The 15,554-nt window shown below is 32.8% G+C and carries 14 protein-coding genes and 1 rRNA gene; 7 read left to right on the top strand and 8 right to left on the bottom strand.

Translation table 11 applies throughout. From position 1 onward, the window contains the following. Window positions 1-148 precede the first annotated feature (148 nt). Both rrf and pafA read left to right on the top strand, forming a co-directional pair. Window positions 149-258 (top strand): 5S ribosomal RNA (gene rrf, locus PQ462_RS19115). 349 nt (window positions 259-607) lie between these two features. Next, window positions 608-2,227: an alkaline phosphatase PafA gene (gene pafA, locus PQ462_RS19110; protein WP_274251199.1), complete on the top strand. Its 1,620-nt coding sequence runs from the start codon at window positions 608-610 to the stop codon at window positions 2,225-2,227. Window positions 2,228-2,352: 125 nt separating this feature from the next. Here the strand turns inward: pafA and ald are convergent, their stop codons facing one another. Beyond that, window positions 2,353-3,471, bottom strand: coding sequence for an alanine dehydrogenase (ald, locus tag PQ462_RS19105; protein ID WP_274251198.1), 1,119 nt, complete (start codon window positions 3,469-3,471; stop codon window positions 2,353-2,355). Window positions 3,472-3,672: 201 nt separating this feature from the next. Here ald and PQ462_RS19100 point away from each other — a divergent pair, with 201 nt between their 5' ends. Further along, window positions 3,673-4,131, top strand: a complete 459-nt coding sequence (locus tag PQ462_RS19100; protein WP_274251197.1) for an Lrp/AsnC family transcriptional regulator — start codon at window positions 3,673-3,675, stop codon at window positions 4,129-4,131. A 61-nt stretch (window positions 4,132-4,192) separates the two neighbouring features. On the opposite strand, the gene PQ462_RS19095 is transcribed toward PQ462_RS19100, so the two are convergent. Together PQ462_RS19095 and PQ462_RS19090 are read right to left on the bottom strand one after the other, a co-directional pair. Further along, window positions 4,193-5,641 carry a glyceraldehyde-3-phosphate dehydrogenase gene (locus PQ462_RS19095; protein WP_274251196.1) on the bottom strand — a complete coding sequence of 483 codons (1,449 nt, stop codon included), beginning with the start codon at window positions 5,639-5,641 and terminating at the stop codon, window positions 4,193-4,195. Between the two features lie 208 nt (window positions 5,642-5,849). Next, complete coding sequence (locus tag PQ462_RS19090) at window positions 5,850-7,250, bottom strand: trypsin-like peptidase domain-containing protein (protein WP_149206387.1); 1,401 nt, start codon at window positions 7,248-7,250, stop codon at window positions 5,850-5,852. A 174-nt stretch (window positions 7,251-7,424) separates the two neighbouring features. On the opposite strand from PQ462_RS19090, the gene dapF reads away from it, so the two are divergent. The 4 genes from dapF (at window position 7,425) to PQ462_RS19070 (ending at window position 11,016) form a co-directional block, all read left to right on the top strand. Continuing rightward, window positions 7,425-8,207, top strand: coding sequence for a diaminopimelate epimerase (gene dapF, locus PQ462_RS19085; RefSeq protein ID WP_121360305.1), 783 nt, complete (start codon window positions 7,425-7,427; stop codon window positions 8,205-8,207). A 70-nt stretch (window positions 8,208-8,277) separates the two neighbouring features. Beyond that, window positions 8,278-8,811 (top strand): GNAT family N-acetyltransferase, encoded by a 534-nt coding sequence (locus PQ462_RS19080; RefSeq protein ID WP_274251195.1) that lies wholly within the window; start codon window positions 8,278-8,280, stop codon window positions 8,809-8,811. 10 nt (window positions 8,812-8,821) lie between these two features. Then, the gene (mltG, locus tag PQ462_RS19075) at window positions 8,822-9,862 is read left to right on the top strand and encodes an endolytic transglycosylase MltG (protein ID WP_274251194.1); all 1,041 of its coding nucleotides are present in this window, start codon (window positions 8,822-8,824) and stop codon (window positions 9,860-9,862) included. A gap of 509 nt (window positions 9,863-10,371) precedes the next feature. Then, window positions 10,372-11,016 (top strand): hypothetical protein, encoded by a 645-nt coding sequence (locus PQ462_RS19070; RefSeq protein ID WP_011921535.1) that lies wholly within the window; start codon window positions 10,372-10,374, stop codon window positions 11,014-11,016. A 51-nt stretch (window positions 11,017-11,067) separates the two neighbouring features. Here PQ462_RS19070 and scpA read toward each other — a convergent pair whose 3' ends face one another. The 5 genes from scpA to PQ462_RS19045 are packed head-to-tail and all read right to left on the bottom strand — an operon-like array spanning window position 11,068 to window position 15,487. Next, entirely contained in the window at window positions 11,068-13,200 is a 2,133-nt protein-coding gene (gene scpA / locus PQ462_RS19065; protein ID WP_274251193.1) for a methylmalonyl-CoA mutase, read from the bottom strand. A gap of 16 nt (window positions 13,201-13,216) precedes the next feature. Further along, window positions 13,217-13,507: a type II toxin-antitoxin system RelE/ParE family toxin gene (locus tag PQ462_RS19060; protein WP_274251192.1), complete on the bottom strand. Its 291-nt coding sequence runs from the start codon at window positions 13,505-13,507 to the stop codon at window positions 13,217-13,219. Further along, window positions 13,497-13,733 carry a hypothetical protein gene (locus tag PQ462_RS19055; protein WP_121360310.1) on the bottom strand — a complete coding sequence of 79 codons (237 nt, stop codon included), beginning with the start codon at window positions 13,731-13,733 and terminating at the stop codon, window positions 13,497-13,499. The genes PQ462_RS19060 and PQ462_RS19055 overlap by 11 nt, the downstream gene beginning before the upstream one ends. A gap of 42 nt (window positions 13,734-13,775) precedes the next feature. After that, window positions 13,776-15,137 carry a methylmalonyl-CoA mutase subunit beta gene (locus tag PQ462_RS19050; protein ID WP_274251191.1) on the bottom strand — a complete coding sequence of 454 codons (1,362 nt, stop codon included), beginning with the start codon at window positions 15,135-15,137 and terminating at the stop codon, window positions 13,776-13,778. Between the two features lie 17 nt (window positions 15,138-15,154). Beyond that, complete coding sequence (locus PQ462_RS19045; RefSeq protein WP_011921532.1) at window positions 15,155-15,487, bottom strand: FtsB family cell division protein; 333 nt, start codon at window positions 15,485-15,487, stop codon at window positions 15,155-15,157. Between the last annotated feature and the right edge of the window lie 67 nt (window positions 15,488-15,554).

Raw genomic sequence — 15,554 nt, 5'->3', positions numbered from 1 at the left:
GCTCGGGAGGAAACTTTCTAAAACAAAAACTTACTTTTCTTTATCTCAGTATGTTAAAATATTTGCTCGACGCAAGAGCAGTAACTAGTTAAAAGTAAATAGTAAAGAGTCTAAGCACTAATTACTATGCACTAATTACTAAAAACCTTAAGGTGGTTATTGCGGCGGGGCTCACCTCTTCCCATCCCGAACAGAGAAGTTAAGCCCGCCTGCGCAGATGGTACTGCAGTTTTGTGGGAGAGTATGTCGTCGCCTTTCTTTTAAGAATCCTCATCATTTATTTGATGGGGATTTTTTGTTTTTGTTAAAAACCAAAATCTTTGCCGGTTGTAAACCTTTTTAAATACTGCTCGAATTTAATCATAATATATAAGAGGATTTCCTGTGGCTGAAACCACAGAAAAGGTTTTTAATATAGCTCACCAGAAGGGAAATAAAACCAAATTATTTCTATTATAAAGTTTTAAAATCTTCTGATAATTTATGTTTAGGAAGATGTAGCGTTCAATTTTTGTTAAATTATAGTCAATTGTCTGTCTTAGGTATAGATACTTTAGAATTTTAGAACTTGAATGAGTATTTTTGTGTTTAAATTATTTTATTAAACATGAAGAAAAGTATTTTACTGTTGGCACTTTTTGTTATCACAAGTTTGAGTGCACAACAACGTCCTAAATTGGTTGTGGGTATAGTTGTCGATCAAATGAAAATGGAATATTTATATCGATTTTCTGATGATTTTTCTCCAAACGGCTTTAAGAGATTAATGAATGATGGATTTACTTTCCAGAATATGCATTACAATTACATGCCAACTTACACTGCTCCTGGACATGCTTCAATTTATACTGGTACAACACCAGCTACTCATGGAATTGTTGGTAATGAATGGTTCAGCAGAACTCTTGGAAAAGAAATGTATTGTACCGATGATGCAGGAGTTAAAACTGTAGGAGACGGTACTGCGGAAGAAGGTGCAATGTCTCCTAAAAATCTTCAAAGTACAACGATTACAGATGAAGTTAGAATGGCTACCAATTTTAATGGAAAAGTGATTGGAATGAGCTTAAAAGATCGTGGAGCTATATTACCGGCTGGTCATTTTGCTAATTGGGCATTTTGGTACAGTAAAACAGGTTCATTTATTTCTAGTACTTTTTATGGTGATAAACTGCCTGACTGGGTTACTGAGTTCAATAATGAAAAAAACTACTTAAAATATATTAATAAAGGATGGGATTTGTACAAACCTGCTTCGGTTTACAATGAAAGTCTTCCAGATAATAATCCATATGAAGGAAAATTATATGGAAGTACTGCACCAGTTTTTCCATATGATTTAAAATCAATGTATGAGAAAAATGATGCCGGAGTTATCCGTGCCACCCCTTTTGGGAATGATTTGCTGGCTGAATTTGCTAAAAGAGCAATCGAGAAGGAGGAATTAGGAAAAGATAATATTACAGACTTCCTTACTGTTAGTTTCTCTTCTACAGATTACGTTGGCCATTTGCTTGGACCAAGATCAATGGAACTTCAAGATACCTATTTGAGATTAGATCAGACAATTGCTGACTTTTTAGCTTATCTTGATAAAACGGTTGGTAAAGGAAATTATTTGCTTTTCTTAACAGCAGATCACGCAGGTGCAGAAAATGTAATTTATTTAAAAGATCATAAGTATAATGTGGATAATTATCCTTCAAAAGAAGTTAAGAAAACTCTTCAGGATTTTTCTACAAAAACTTTTGGAGTGGATTTAATTCAAAATTATTCAAATTTTAATGTTTTCTTCAATAAACAAATTATTAAAGAGAAAGGATTAGAACTTTCAAAAGTAAAACAGGCTTTTAAAGAGTTTTTAATTACGCAGCCACAAGTTAAAAAAGTGTACACAGAAGAGGATGTTTTAGCTAATGCAGGAAATGATTATGCTCTTAATTTTGTTGCAAAAGGTTACGATGTTACACAAAATGGTGATTTAGTTATTGTAGATAAACCAGGTATGATAGAATATACTCCAACAGGAACCTCACACGGAACAATTTACAGCTATGATACACATGTTCCAGCTATTTTCTACGGTTGGAATATTAAGAAAGGAGAGTCTTACGATAAAAAAGCCATTACGGAAATTGCTCCAACGATAGCACAAAAGATTAAAGTTACTTTCCCAAATGGAACTGAAGCAAAAGTTATGACTGAAGTTTTAGATAATAAGAAATAAAAAAGTATACTATAATGAAAAACCTGTCTTGATGGCAGGTTTTTTTTATGCCATAAAAAAAGGCTTTTCAATTAAGAAAAGCCTTTGTAATAGTGACTTAGTAAGCACTTATTTAAGTATTAGCACTATGCGTTTGCTAATACTATTTCTTCGTTAAAAGGTAAGTTCCAAGCTTCTGCAACTCCTTTGTAAAGGATTTTTCCATTAGCTACGTTTAATCCTTTTTTCAATTCTTCATTTTCAGCACATGCTTTTTCCCACCCTTTGTTTGCTAATTGAACAGCATATGGTAAAGTTGCGTTTGTTAAAGCTAATGTAGAAGTGTAAGGAACAGCTCCCGGCATATTAGCTACACAGTAGTGAACGATATCATCGATAATGAAAGTTGGGTTTTCGTGAGTTGTAGGAGTACAAGTTTCAATACATCCACCTTGATCTACAGCAACGTCAACAACAACAGTTCCTGGACGCATTAATTTAAGCATATCGCGAGTAATTAAGTGAGGTGCTTTTGCTCCCGGAATTAAAACAGCTCCAACAATTAAGTCAGCATCTTTAATTGCTCTTGTGATATTATAGTGGTTAGACATTTCTGTATTTACGTTCGCAGGCATAATGTCATCTAATTGACGTAAACGTGGTAAACTTAAATCCATAATAGTAACTTGCGCACCTAAACCAGCAGCCATTTTTGCAGCTTGAGTTCCTACGATTCCTCCACCTAGAACTAATACTTTTGCAGGCGGAACACCAGGAACACCTCCTAAAAGAATTCCTCTTCCTTTTAATGGTTTTTCAAGGTATTTTGCTCCTTGTTGAATTGCCATACGACCGGCAACTTCAGACATTGGAACTAATAATGGTAAACTTCTGTCTGTTTTTTCTACAGTTTCGTAAGCTAAACAAACAGCTCCTTTTTCTAACATTGCATGCGTTAATTCTTCTGAAGAAGCAAAGTGGAAGTATGTGAATAATAATTGATCTTTTTTGATCAATGGATATTCAGAAGCAATTGGCTCTTTTACTTTAATGATCATCTCTGCAATAGAATAAACTTCTTCAATAGTTGGTAAAACAACTGCACCAGCTTCAGCATATTCTGCATCAGCAAAACCACTTCCTAAACCAGCAGTAGATTGAACATAAACTGTATGTCCATGTTTTTTCATTTCAGAAACACCTGCAGGAGTTAAGGCAACTCTGTTTTCGTTATTTTTTATTTCTTTAGGAACACCTATTATCATTTTGTTATATTTTTTTGTTTTTATTGAAATTGTTTTACAAATCTACAGATAGAGAATAAATTATGGTTTAACGTATAATAAATAAGAAAATATTATTTTATTTTTTAATTTTACAGAAAAATATTCTGTTTAAAGGTGAATTTTATTCTTTAAAAAGAAAAAAAGACTAAATCATACTAATTTTAATAAAACGTTTTCGTTATGGCTTTAGATGAAATTGACAAAAAAATCTTACGTCTTTTACAGGAAGATGCACATTACACTTTAAAAGACATTGCAAACAAAATAAATTTGTCTTTAACACCAGTTCATGATCGAGTGAAACGCCTTGAAAAAGATGGTATTATCGAAAAATATGTGACACTTTTAGACAAGAAAAAACTTGGAAATAATTTGACAGTTTATTGCCAGGTTACGCTGACAAAACAAACTTATGATACATCAGAAGGCTTTAATCAGTCGATTTTGAATCTTCCTGAAGTTGTAGAATGTAATTATGTTTCAGGAAATTTCGATTATATGCTGAAAATTATAATTCCTGACATGGAAAGTTACCATTATTTTCATCAAAAAAAATTATCGGTTCTGCCTGAGGTTTCTTTAATAAATACCGTTTTTGTCATTTCAGAAGTAAAGAGTACAACAGTGCTTCCTATTTAAAGAAAAGAAAAACCACCAGGATATCCTGATGGTTTTAGAAAAAAGTTAGTTTGGTTGTGAATTAATAATAAGTATAACGTCTTACTTTAGCAATATATTTTGCTAAACGAATAACTTGATGACTGTAACCATATTCATTGTCGTACCAAATATAAAGTACAATATTTTTTCCATCTTTTGAAACAATACTGGCATTGCTGTCATAAATAGATGGAGCCGAAGTTCCAACAATATCAGATGAAACTAATTCATTATTCAATGAATATTTTATCTGCTCTACCAGTTCTCCTTCAAGAGCATATTTTTTCATGATTTTGTTGATACCAGCAATTGATGTTGCTTTTTTAACCTCTAAATTTAAAACCACTAAAGAACCATTGGGTACGGGAACTCTGATAGCATTAGAAGTTAATTTTCCTTCTAAAGACGGTAAAGCTTTGGCGACAGCACTTCCTGCGCCTGTTTCAGTAATAACCATGTTTAAGGCAGCAGCTCTTCCGCGACGGTATTTTCTATGCATATTATCGACCAGATTTTGATCGTTTGTATAAGCGTGAATCGTTTCTAAATGCCCTTTTACAACTCCTAAAGTTTCCTCAATAACTTTTAAAACAGGTGTAATAGCATTTGTTGTACAGGAAGCGGCAGAAAAAATATCATTTTCATCTGGATCGTATTCGTTATGATTTACACCATGAACAATATTTGGAACTCCCTTTCCTGGTGCTGTTAATAAAACTTTATTTACTCCATTAGATTTCAAATGTCTTTTTAATGCTTCTTGGGTTGTAAAAGCTCCAGTATTATCGATTACTAATGCATCATTGATTCCGTATTCAGTATAATCGATTTCTTCTGGAGAATTTGCAGTAATAACATGAACTGTTGTTCCATTTATTATTAAAGCATTGTTTTTAGAATCAGCAGTTACAGAACCTTGAAAATCACCATGTATAGAATCATAACGCAATAAAGAAGCTCGTTTTTCTAAACTTGTTGCGTCGTTTTTATCTCGGGTAACAATTGCTCTCAGACGCAATTGGTTTCCTTTTCCGGTTTTAGACATTAATTCTCGTGCTAATAAACGGCCTATTCTTCCAAAACCGTAGAGAACAACATCTTTAGGTTGAATTTCTTTTGAAGATTTTGACTTTTTTAATTTTTCGATAACAAAATATCTTGCGTCTGGATATTTTTCATCTTCAAGTCGATATTCATAAGTTAATTTACCCAGATCTATTTTAGCAGGCGGAAGATCTAATGATAAAACAACTTTTGCTATTTCGACCGAATCGAAAATCGTAATAGGTTTGCCTACAAATTCACCGGCATATTGATGAAGATTGATAATGTCGCTGACATTTTTATCCAATAATTGATTTTTAAATAAAACCATTTCGATGGACTTGTCATACCATAAATCACTTATCACTTTGATTAATTCGACACCAGCTCTTCTTCGGTCGACCTGTAATGATACCTCTTTTTGGTATAAAGTTTTTTTGCTCATAATTGATTAAATTGAAATAATAAAACACTCACTTATTTTATAATTTGGCGCAAAAGTATCTATTTCAATCGATTTCGTAAACTATTTTAGCATTTATTTTATAAAACAAAAAGCCACCTTAATTTCTTAAGATGGCTTTTAAAAGTTTTCAGTCACAGTCAAAGTTTACAATTTCAAAGAACTGAATACTGAGACTGCAAACTGCGACTTAAATAATAATTCTAAATATTTCTCCGTTTTTATTGATCATTTCGATACGAATACTTTGTCCTTCATCTTTTTTGTTTAATAATTTAGAAACAGTTTCAACATTTGTAGCTTTTACGTTATCTATGCTCAAGATGATATTTCCTTGTAATTCATTTTGATACTGCATTAAATTCTCATTTGTGATGTTTTTGATCTTTACACCATAATCAATTCTGAATTTCTTTTTATCTGCAGCATCAATGTTTTCTAATTCAATACCTTTAAATTCAGTACTAAAGAATTCGTTTTTGCTTAAAGTAACTGGAACAGTTTTAGTTTTTCCATCTTTAATGTAAGTTACTTTTACGACATCATTCGGACGTTTTGTATTAATGTAACCAGATAAATCAGCAAAAGTCGAAATGTTTTGCTCATCTAATTTTACAATAATATCACCTTTTGTCAATCCCGCTTTTTCGGCTCCGGAATTTTTAGAAACTTTGTTAATGTAGAAACCTTGAGTCTCAGTAATTCCTAATTCTTTTGAAGCCGTACTGTTTAATTCGCCTCCTTCAACACCTAGAATACCTCTTTGAACATTTCCATATTCCATAATGTCCTCAATAATTTTTCTGGCAATGTTTGAAGGAACTGCAAATGAGTACCCAACATACGATCCTGTCATAGACGAAATCATAGTATTAATACCAATTAATTCTCCTCTTGTGTTTACTAATGCACCTCCAGAGTTTCCAGGATTTACAGCAGCGTCAGTTTGAATAAAAGACTGAATACCGCTTTGGTCTAAATTTCTGGCTTTCGCCGAAACAATTCCGGCAGTAACAGTCGACGTTAAATTATACGGATTTCCAACTGCTAAAACCCATTCACCAATTTTTACAGAATCAGAATTGGCAAAAGCAGTATAAGGTAATTTCTCATCAGCATTGATTTTTAATAATGCGATATCCATTTTAGAATCGGTGCCGACTAATTTTGCTTTATAAGATTTCTTGTTATTTAGTGTTATTTCAATTTCGGTGGCATCTTTAATAACATGATTATTTGTTACAATATATCCATCTTCAGAAATAATAACACCAGATCCGGTTCCTACCTGTTCTTGTTGCTGCTGTCCGCCGTATCCGTAGAAAAATTCCATCATTGGGTTGCTGACAGTTCTTCGGGAAACATTTTTCACGTGAACAACCGTATGAATTGTTTTGTCTGCCGCTTCGGTAAAATCAACAGCTTCGCCAGGTAAACCAACCGTTCTTCCGTATGAATTAGGAGCAAGGGTAACAACAGAATTTCCTTTTCCAAAAAAAGAATCACTGCTGTCAAATAATAACTTGTAAGCACCAAGGGTAGTAGCACCGCTTAGTAGTGAAACTAAAAATAAGGTTGAAAATTTTTTCATATTACAGTTTATGTTTTTAAGTTATTTTAGGTATTTGTTTTTAACATTTATAACGTAAAATTATACCAAAAAATTATTTCATAAAACGGTTTAACGCTCTTTAACAATGATTAACATTTCGTTAATTAATCTTCGGAGTTTCTTCGTACTTTTGTACTTCTTAACAACTAAAAAATGCAAGTAGAATTTTATAAATATCAAGGTACAGGCAACGATTTTGTAATGATCGATAACAGATCTAATTTCTTCCCAAAAGAAGATGTAAAACTAATTGAACGCTTGTGCGACAGACGTTTCGGAATTGGAGCTGATGGACTTATTTTGTTAGAAAATGATTCTGAAACCGATTTTAGAATGGTATACTATAATTCAGATGGAAACCAAAGTTCGATGTGCGGAAATGGCGGACGCTGCCTTGTAGCTTTTGCAAATCAATTAGGAGTTATTAATGACAAAACGACATTTATTGCCACTGACGGATTGCACCATGCATCTGTTGGTGATGATTCAATTGTTTCATTGCAAATGATCGATGTTGATGAAGTACAAAAAAATGATTCTTATACTTTTTTAAATACAGGATCACCGCATCATGTACAAATTGTAGATGATTTAGAACATTATAATGTAAAAGAAAACGGTGCTGCAATTCGTTACGGAGAACTATACGGAGAAAAAGGAAGCAACATTAATTTTGTAAAAAAAGTAGATGACGGCACTTTTTCACTTCGTACTTACGAAAGAGGTGTTGAAGACGAAACTTTAGCCTGCGGAACCGGAGCAACAGCAGTTGCAATTGCCATGAATGCAATTGGACAGACTGATAAAACTTCGATTAATTTAAATGTTGAAGGAGGAAAACTTGTAGTTTCTTTTGATAAATTAGGAGATCATTTTACAAACGTCTTTTTGACAGGTCCTGCTAAATTTGTTTTCAAAGGAACTATAGAAATCTAATTAATGATGTCAATCCGAGTGAGTCGAAGATAAATTCTAAAATCAACACTCTAAAATCTAAAACAAGAGAATGATCACACTCAAAGGCGATACTATTTATCTTCGCGCACTGGAACCGGAAGATTTGGAATTTGTGTATGGAATGGAAAATGACCAGAGCATTTGGGAAGTCAGCAATACCAATACACCTTACAGCCGTTTTTTAATTCGTCAGTATCTTGAAAATGCACAACAGGATATTTATGAAGCAAAACAACTGCGTCTGGCAATTTGTCAAGACCGGCATTTTCCTGCCATTGGATTAATTGATTTGTTTGAATTTGATCCGAGGAATAACAGGGCAGGAATCGGTATTGTGATTCAAAAAGATGAAAACAGAAGGCAAAATATTGGTTCTGAGGCATTAGAGCTTTTAATTAAATATTCTTTTTTTAATTTAAATCTGCATCAGCTTTATGCAAATATTAGTACAAAAAATGAAGCAAGTATAGCTCTTTTTACTAAATTTGGTTTCGAGAAAATAGGAATTAAAAAAGACTGGATTTTGCTCGATAACCAATACCATGATGAAGCAATTTTTCAGTTAATCAATAAAAACATTTAAACCAATCGCTTTGAAATTAAAGAAAATTATCACGATAACTGCTGTAGCCGTAATTTCTGTTCTTCTGATTTACGGTTTTATTTTAATCAGCCAAATTTTTAGTGCCAACACAAAATTTGAAGAAAAAGAAGTTTACGTTCATGTTCCAACTGGATCAAATTACAGTGACGTAAAAAAAATATTAGAACCTTATATCAAGAATTTTGACAATTTTGAATTAGTTGCCAATAAAAGAAGTTATCCTGAAAATGTAAAATCAGGTCGTTTTCTTCTTAAAAAAGACATGAACAACATTGATTTAGTTCGTGCAATGCGTTCTAATGTTCCGGTTAAATTAGCGTTTAACAATCAGGAGCGTTTAGAAAATTTTGCAGGCAGAGTAGGCTCTGAAATAGAAGCCGACAGTTTATCTTTATTGAAAGCTTTTAGAGATCCTAAATTTTTATCAGACAACGGATTTAACGAAGAAAATGTTTTTGCTATGTTTATCCCTAATACTTATGAAGTGTATTGGAATACATCTGCAGAAAAGTTCCGCGATAAAATGATCAAAGAATACCATAAATTTTGGACTCCTGAAAGAATCGAACAAGCAAAAAAACAAGGTTTAACTCCAGTTCAGGTTTCTATTTTAGCATCAATTGTTCATAAAGAATCAGTTAAAAAAGATGAAAGACCTCGAATTGCAGGAGTTTATCTAAACCGTCTGCGTTTAGAAATGCCATTACAGGCAGATCCTACTGTGATCTATGCTTTAAAATTAAGAGATAATAATTTTGATCAGGTTATAAAAAGAGTTTTCTATAATGATTTAGTTATGAAATCTCCATACAATACTTATATAAATATCGGACTTCCTCCGGGACCAATTGCAATGGCTGATATTACTGCACTGGAAGCAGTTTTAAATCCAGAGAAAAATGATTACATATATTTCTGTGCAAGTGTTGATCGTTTTGGTTATCATGAATTTGCTTCAAATTATGCAGATCATACAAAAAATGCAAAAAAATACTCAGACTGGATTGCTAGTCAAGGTGTAACAAGATAAAGTTTAGATATTCTAATAAAAACCGAAGTTTGCAGCTTCGGTTTTTTATGCAATTGTAAAAATTAAAATGATCATTTTATTTTAAACTCAATATTATTTTTAGGTAAAATTATTGAAGAAAATAGATTTTCAAAAGCAATTTTAGACATAAATTATCTCAAATTCACCTAAAAAGAAAGTTTTAACTTGTTAATTAAAGGTAAATTTCTGTAAGTTAAAATATTGTTTCGATAAAAAATAGATTAATATTGTAGGTTTTGTCTTTCTATTTTAACTAAATTGATAAAAATTTGATAAAAATGCCGTTTTTTGAAAATTTAATATTGGTATTTTTAACCTCAGTTTCAATTTGTGATAAAGCTTCGAAAACTGCATCATTAGCGGGTTAAGCGAGATTTTAGAATTTTGATAAACCTGTAAGTTGCTGAATAACAGTATTGTTTTGTATTCCTTATCTTTGCAACGTAGAAATTTCAAAAGGGTGACAGCGTTTTGAAGAAAAACAATTTATGATAAAGAAGTGGTATTTTTATGCGAGTTTAATCGTTATTATTACATTTTTAAGTTTGGGTTTTAAGCCCTTTAACGTCGAAACCAAACCGTGGTTTCTAACAGAAAAAACAGATGGATCAGAATATATCTTTCCATCTTTAGAAAAGGATGAATATCCTAAAGTTAATCTAAACGTCCCTTATACCGGAAATCATCTAATCGGTTTTAAAGAAGCAGTAGCTTTTAAAGAATCTCAGGGAAAATACCGAATGGTAAATTCACTGGGTTACATGGGAAAATATCAATTTGGTACAAAAGCCTTACGCGCTATCGGAGTTAAAAATGACGAAGCCTTTTTAAAAGATCCTGCATTACAGGAAAAAGCTTTTGTTGCGTTATTATCTAAAAATAAATGGATTTTACGTAATGAAATCAGAAAGTATGAAGGAAAAGTTATTAATGGCGTAGAAATTACCGAATCTGGTATTTTAGCGGCGGCACATTTAGGAGGTGCCGGATCAGTAAAAAACTTTTTTAAACACAATGGCAACAGGCATTTTAGAGATGCTTTTGGAACCTCATTAAAAAGTTACATGCGAGATTTTGCAGGCTACGACCTCTCGTTTATTGAAGCGGATAACAACGCTGTAATAACCAATTAAACAAACAAAAAAAATCCCGAATTTATTTCGGGATTTTTTTTGCACTTTATTTTAGTCTATTAATATTTCAAGTATTTGAATAGCTGCTTCACTAATTTTAGTTCCCGGGCCAAAAATTGCTGCTGCACCGGCATCAAATAAAAACTGATAATCCTGTGCAGGAATTACGCCGCCCACAATCACCATAATATCTTCACGGTCATGTTTTTTAAGTTCTTCAATAACTTGCGGAACTAATGTTTTATGTCCGGCTGCAAGAGATGAAACACCTAAAATATGTACATCATTTTCTACAGCTTGTTTTGCAGCTTCAGCGGGAGTTTGAAATAACGGACCTATATCTACATCAAAACCCACATCGGCATAACCAGTTGCTACTACTTTTGCACCGCGGTCATGACCGTCTTGTCCCATTTTGGCAATCATAATTCTTGGTCGTCGTCCTTCTTGTTTTGCAAAAGCATCAGCCAGCTGTTTTGCTTTTTCAAAATTCTCATCGTTTTTTATTGCTGCACTATACACACCGCTAAATGATTTAATCTGTGCTTTAAACCTTCCAAAAATACTTTCCAGGGCATCGCTGATTTCGCCTAGTGTAGCTCTGTTTCTGGCAGCTTCTATAGCAATTTCTAGTAAGTTTCCTTCTCCGGTTTTGGCACAATGAATTAATTTTTCCAGTGATAGATTTACTTTTTCAGTATCTCTTTTTGCTTTAATTTCTTCAAGCCGCTCAATTTGCTGTTTACGCACCATTTGGTTATCAACATCCAAAATATGTAAAGGATCTTCTTTTTCTAATCTAAATTTATTTACACCAACAATAATATCCTGACCGCTGTCGATTCTGGCTTGTTTTCGGGCCGCTGCTTCTTCAATTCTAAGTTTTGGAATTCCGGCTTCAATTGCTTTTGTCATGCCGCCCAGTTCCTCAACTTCCTCAATAAGTTTCCAGGTATTTTCTAAAATTTCGTTTGTTAAAGATTCAACATAATAACTGCCGCCCCAAGGATCAACGGTTTTAGTGATTTTAGTTTCTTCCTGTAAATAAATCTGCGTATTTCGTGCAATTCTAGCCGAAAAATCTGTTGGCAGAGCAATCGCTTCGTCAAGTGCATTGGTATGTAAAGACTGCGTTCCTCCAAAAGCAGCTGCAGTAGCTTCTATACAGGTTCTGGCTACATTATTAAACGGATCTTGTTCAGTTAAACTCCAGCCGCTGGTTTGACAGTGCGTTCTTAATGCTAATGATTTCTCACTTTTTGGATTAAACTGCTGAATTAGTTTTGCCCAAATCATTCGGCCGGCTCTCATTTTGGCAATTTCCATAAAATGATTCATTCCTATTGCCCAAAAGAAAGAAAGACGAGGGGCAAATTCATCAATAGTCATTCCGGTTGATAATCCGGTTCGAATATATTCTAAGCCATCTGCCAAAGTATACGCTAATTCTATATCAGCTGTTGCTCCGGCTTCCTGCATGTGGTAACCTGAAATTGAGATAGAATTGAATTTTGGCATTTTTTTGCTCGTAAATTCAAAAATATCAGCGATAATTTTCATTGAAGGTGCAGGTGGATAAATATAAGTATTACGCACCATGAATTCCTTCAAAATGTCATTTTGAATTGTTCCCGAAAGTTTGTTCAATTCCACACCTTGTTCTTCGGCTGCTACAATGTAAAAGGCCATAATAGGTAAAACAGCACCATTCATGGTCATTGAAACCGACATTTCGTCTAGTGGAATCTGATCGAATAATACCTTCATATCTTCAACAGAATCGATGGCTACACCTGCTTTTCCAACATCACCAACAACTCTTTCATGATCTGAATCGTAGCCGCGGTGCGTAGGTAAATCAAAAGCAATTGAAAGCCCTTTTTGACCCGCAGCAAGATTTCTTCTGTAAAAAGCATTACTTTCTTCTGCAGTCGAAAATCCGGCATACTGGCGAATCGTCCACGGACGACGAACGTACATCGTAGCATAAGGGCCGCGTAAATTGGGCGTAAAGCCAGCTCCAAAATCAATAAACTCCAAATCTTCTATATCTTTTTCAGAATAGTTTTTTTTAAGTTCGATTCCTTCGGCGGTTATAAAGTTATTAGTCAAATCTTCAGTCTTTTGACTTTCGGCTTTCGACTGTTGACTTTGAAGGTTAATATGTTTAAGGTCTTTTCTCAATTGTAAAAATTGTTATTTAAAATAAGTTTAATTCGCTATCTCTTGATGTGTGAAAAATGGATTTAATAACAACACAATTTTCATAAATTGAATAATGTAATGCGTATGGAAACGATTTTAAAAATATGATTCGAATGTTGTCATATCTTATTTGAAACAATAATGGGTTTTGTTTAATTGTTTCTAAACTTTTTTTAAAGGAATCATTAAATCTAACAGCTAATTTTGGATGTATATCTTTGTAAAAAAATAAAGATTTTTTATAATCCAATTTAGCTTCTTCAATAATAACAACTTTATAAATCATTTTCAATTTCTTTTAAAAAATCATCAATGTCAGTAACATTCTTGGGATTTTTTAAATACGTTTCTGTTCTTTCTCTAACTTGGTCAATCTGCCATTGTGGAATTTTATATTCATCATTTTGAACAGGCAAAATAATTACTTCTACTTCATCTGCTTTAAAATCATCTGGTAAAATAACTGTTACTGAATGATTTTTAACTGATATTATTCTTCTAATTGCTTCCATAATTATTTAGGTTTATATTCAAATATAGCTGATTGAATCAATTTATTCAAGTTCAAGTCTTTCTTGCTCCAGCTTTTCAGCTAATCTTTTTTCTATAATGGGTGTAATTAATGTTTTTCTTGGTTTGATTTTTACAAAAGGAAACAATTCTAAATCGTGTTTCATTCTGTCTTCTTTGTTTGGATATTTATTGGTGCCTAACAAAACTTCTTTTTTAGAATCGAATAATTCTTGTTCTTTACTGGCACTTTCCTGAATTTTCTTTTTGATTGTTCCGTCATTCAAAAGTTTTAAAAAACCTCCATTTGCTTCAATATCTTTGAACAAAGTCAAACTTTTTTCAGCCAATTGCATGGTTAAACTTTCGATGTAATAACTTCCATCGGCTGGATTATCAACTTTGTCAAAATAACTTTCGTGTTTTAGAATTAAAAGCTGGTTTCGGGCAATTCGGTCACCAAATTCGTTGTCTTTGTGATATAAAGCATCGTAAGGTAAATTAGCCACAGCATCGGCACCGCCTAAAATTGCCGACATACATTCGGTTGTGGTGCGAAGCATATTGACATTATAATCGTAAATCGTTTTATTTCGCTTAGTCGGCGTAACTAAAAAATGACAATCTATATTGGGATTATATTCTGCAGCAATTAATTTAAAAAGCATTCGTAAAGCACGAAGTTTTGCAATTTCAAAAAAGTAATTTGTTCCAACAGAAATTTGGAAAACTATTGTTTTTGTTGAAGCAGGGAAACGGTTTAAATACTCATTAGCATGTGCTAAACTATAAGCAATCTGCTGTGTAATATTTGCACCTGAATTTTGATACAAACCTAAATCAACACTAAGAAACGGAAGGTTAGTTTGGTTTGAAATTTTTTCAAGTGTTTCAAAATTATTTTTATCTGATGTTGTAAACCAGTTTCCGTCTCGTGCCAGTTGCCCTATTGGATCTAAATTGCAATAAAAAATCGCATTTTTTTGAAGCGAAATAACGTCCAGTTTTTTTACGAAATCGATTGAGAGAAAACTCAAATGAAAATAAACAGTTCTGCTTTCTAAAGGAAGATTTTCTAATAATTTTTGAACGTCAGTATTTTCGTTTTGAATTGTAAAACGTAAACTTTCGGCACCTCTTTCTATAGTGTTTAGGGCTCTATTAATAGATTTTTCGACATCGTGAACAAATATATTTTGGCAGATTTTAAATTCTGATGCCTGAGTTTGTACAGAAGCTGATTTTGTAAATTCGTCGCTGTGATAAAAAGGTTTTACCTGAATATCTTCTGGAGAATTCCAAATAACAGTTTGGTTGTAATCGGCTCCATCCAATTCAAACTGAATTTTTTGTTTCCATTGTTTGGATGAAATCGGATTAAAATCTTCGAATAGGTTAGTGGCCATTTGGTGTTTTTTCTGAATTATTCTTTTTCCTGAATAGTGTCTCCTTCAAAATGAATGATGTAAATATCTTCGCTGTCCTTTTTCATAAAGTACTTTTCGCGGGCATATTTTTCTATTTGTTCAGGATTTTTAAGTTGTTTGATCTGTTCCTGATCTTTTTTTATTTCTTCCTGATAATATTTTTTGTTGTCTTTTAGCTCATTAATTTGTCCGTCTAAAAAACGATGGTCAAAATAGGAGTAATTGTCTAAAAATAGCATCCAGATAACAAAAAACAACAATACCCAGACGTATTTATTGCCCAGAAATTTAAACCATTTTTTGTCTTTATACGGATTTTTGAATTTCATATAAGATTGTTTCTTTTGTATATGATTGAGTTTTAGACATTATAGAAAGCATTCCCGATAATTATCG

Origin of the sequence: Flavobacterium sp. KACC 22758, assembly GCF_028736135.1 — a bacterium.
In the GTDB taxonomy this organism is placed as follows: Bacteria; Bacteroidota; Bacteroidia; order Flavobacteriales; family Flavobacteriaceae; genus Flavobacterium; species Flavobacterium johnsoniae.
Note: the sequence above shows the minus strand (reverse complement) of the source record. Positions and strands in the feature narration are given on the sequence as shown.

Coding starts and splice junctions, on each gene's coding strand:
- PQ462_RS19100 (WP_274251197.1), top strand. CDS start 3,673: ATGGCTTTAGATGAAATTGACAAAAAAATCTTACGTCTTTTACAGGAA.
- PQ462_RS19080 (WP_274251195.1), top strand. CDS start 8,278: ATGATCACACTCAAAGGCGATACTATTTATCTTCGCGCACTGGAACCG.
- PQ462_RS19095 (WP_274251196.1), bottom strand. CDS start 5,641: ATGAGCAAAAAAACTTTATACCAAAAAGAGGTATCATTACAGGTCGAC.
- PQ462_RS19090 (WP_149206387.1), bottom strand. CDS start 7,250: ATGAAAAAATTTTCAACCTTATTTTTAGTTTCACTACTAAGCGGTGCT.
- PQ462_RS19070 (WP_011921535.1), top strand. CDS start 10,372: ATGATAAAGAAGTGGTATTTTTATGCGAGTTTAATCGTTATTATTACA.
- ald (WP_274251198.1), bottom strand. CDS start 3,471: ATGATAATAGGTGTTCCTAAAGAAATAAAAAATAACGAAAACAGAGTT.
- PQ462_RS19050 (WP_274251191.1), bottom strand. CDS start 15,137: ATGGCCACTAACCTATTCGAAGATTTTAATCCGATTTCATCCAAACAA.
- pafA (WP_274251199.1), top strand. CDS start 608: ATGAAGAAAAGTATTTTACTGTTGGCACTTTTTGTTATCACAAGTTTG.
- PQ462_RS19060 (WP_274251192.1), bottom strand. CDS start 13,507: ATGATTTATAAAGTTGTTATTATTGAAGAAGCTAAATTGGATTATAAA.
- PQ462_RS19045 (WP_011921532.1), bottom strand. CDS start 15,487: ATGAAATTCAAAAATCCGTATAAAGACAAAAAATGGTTTAAATTTCTG.
- PQ462_RS19055 (WP_121360310.1), bottom strand. CDS start 13,733: ATGGAAGCAATTAGAAGAATAATATCAGTTAAAAATCATTCAGTAACA.
- dapF (WP_121360305.1), top strand. CDS start 7,425: ATGCAAGTAGAATTTTATAAATATCAAGGTACAGGCAACGATTTTGTA.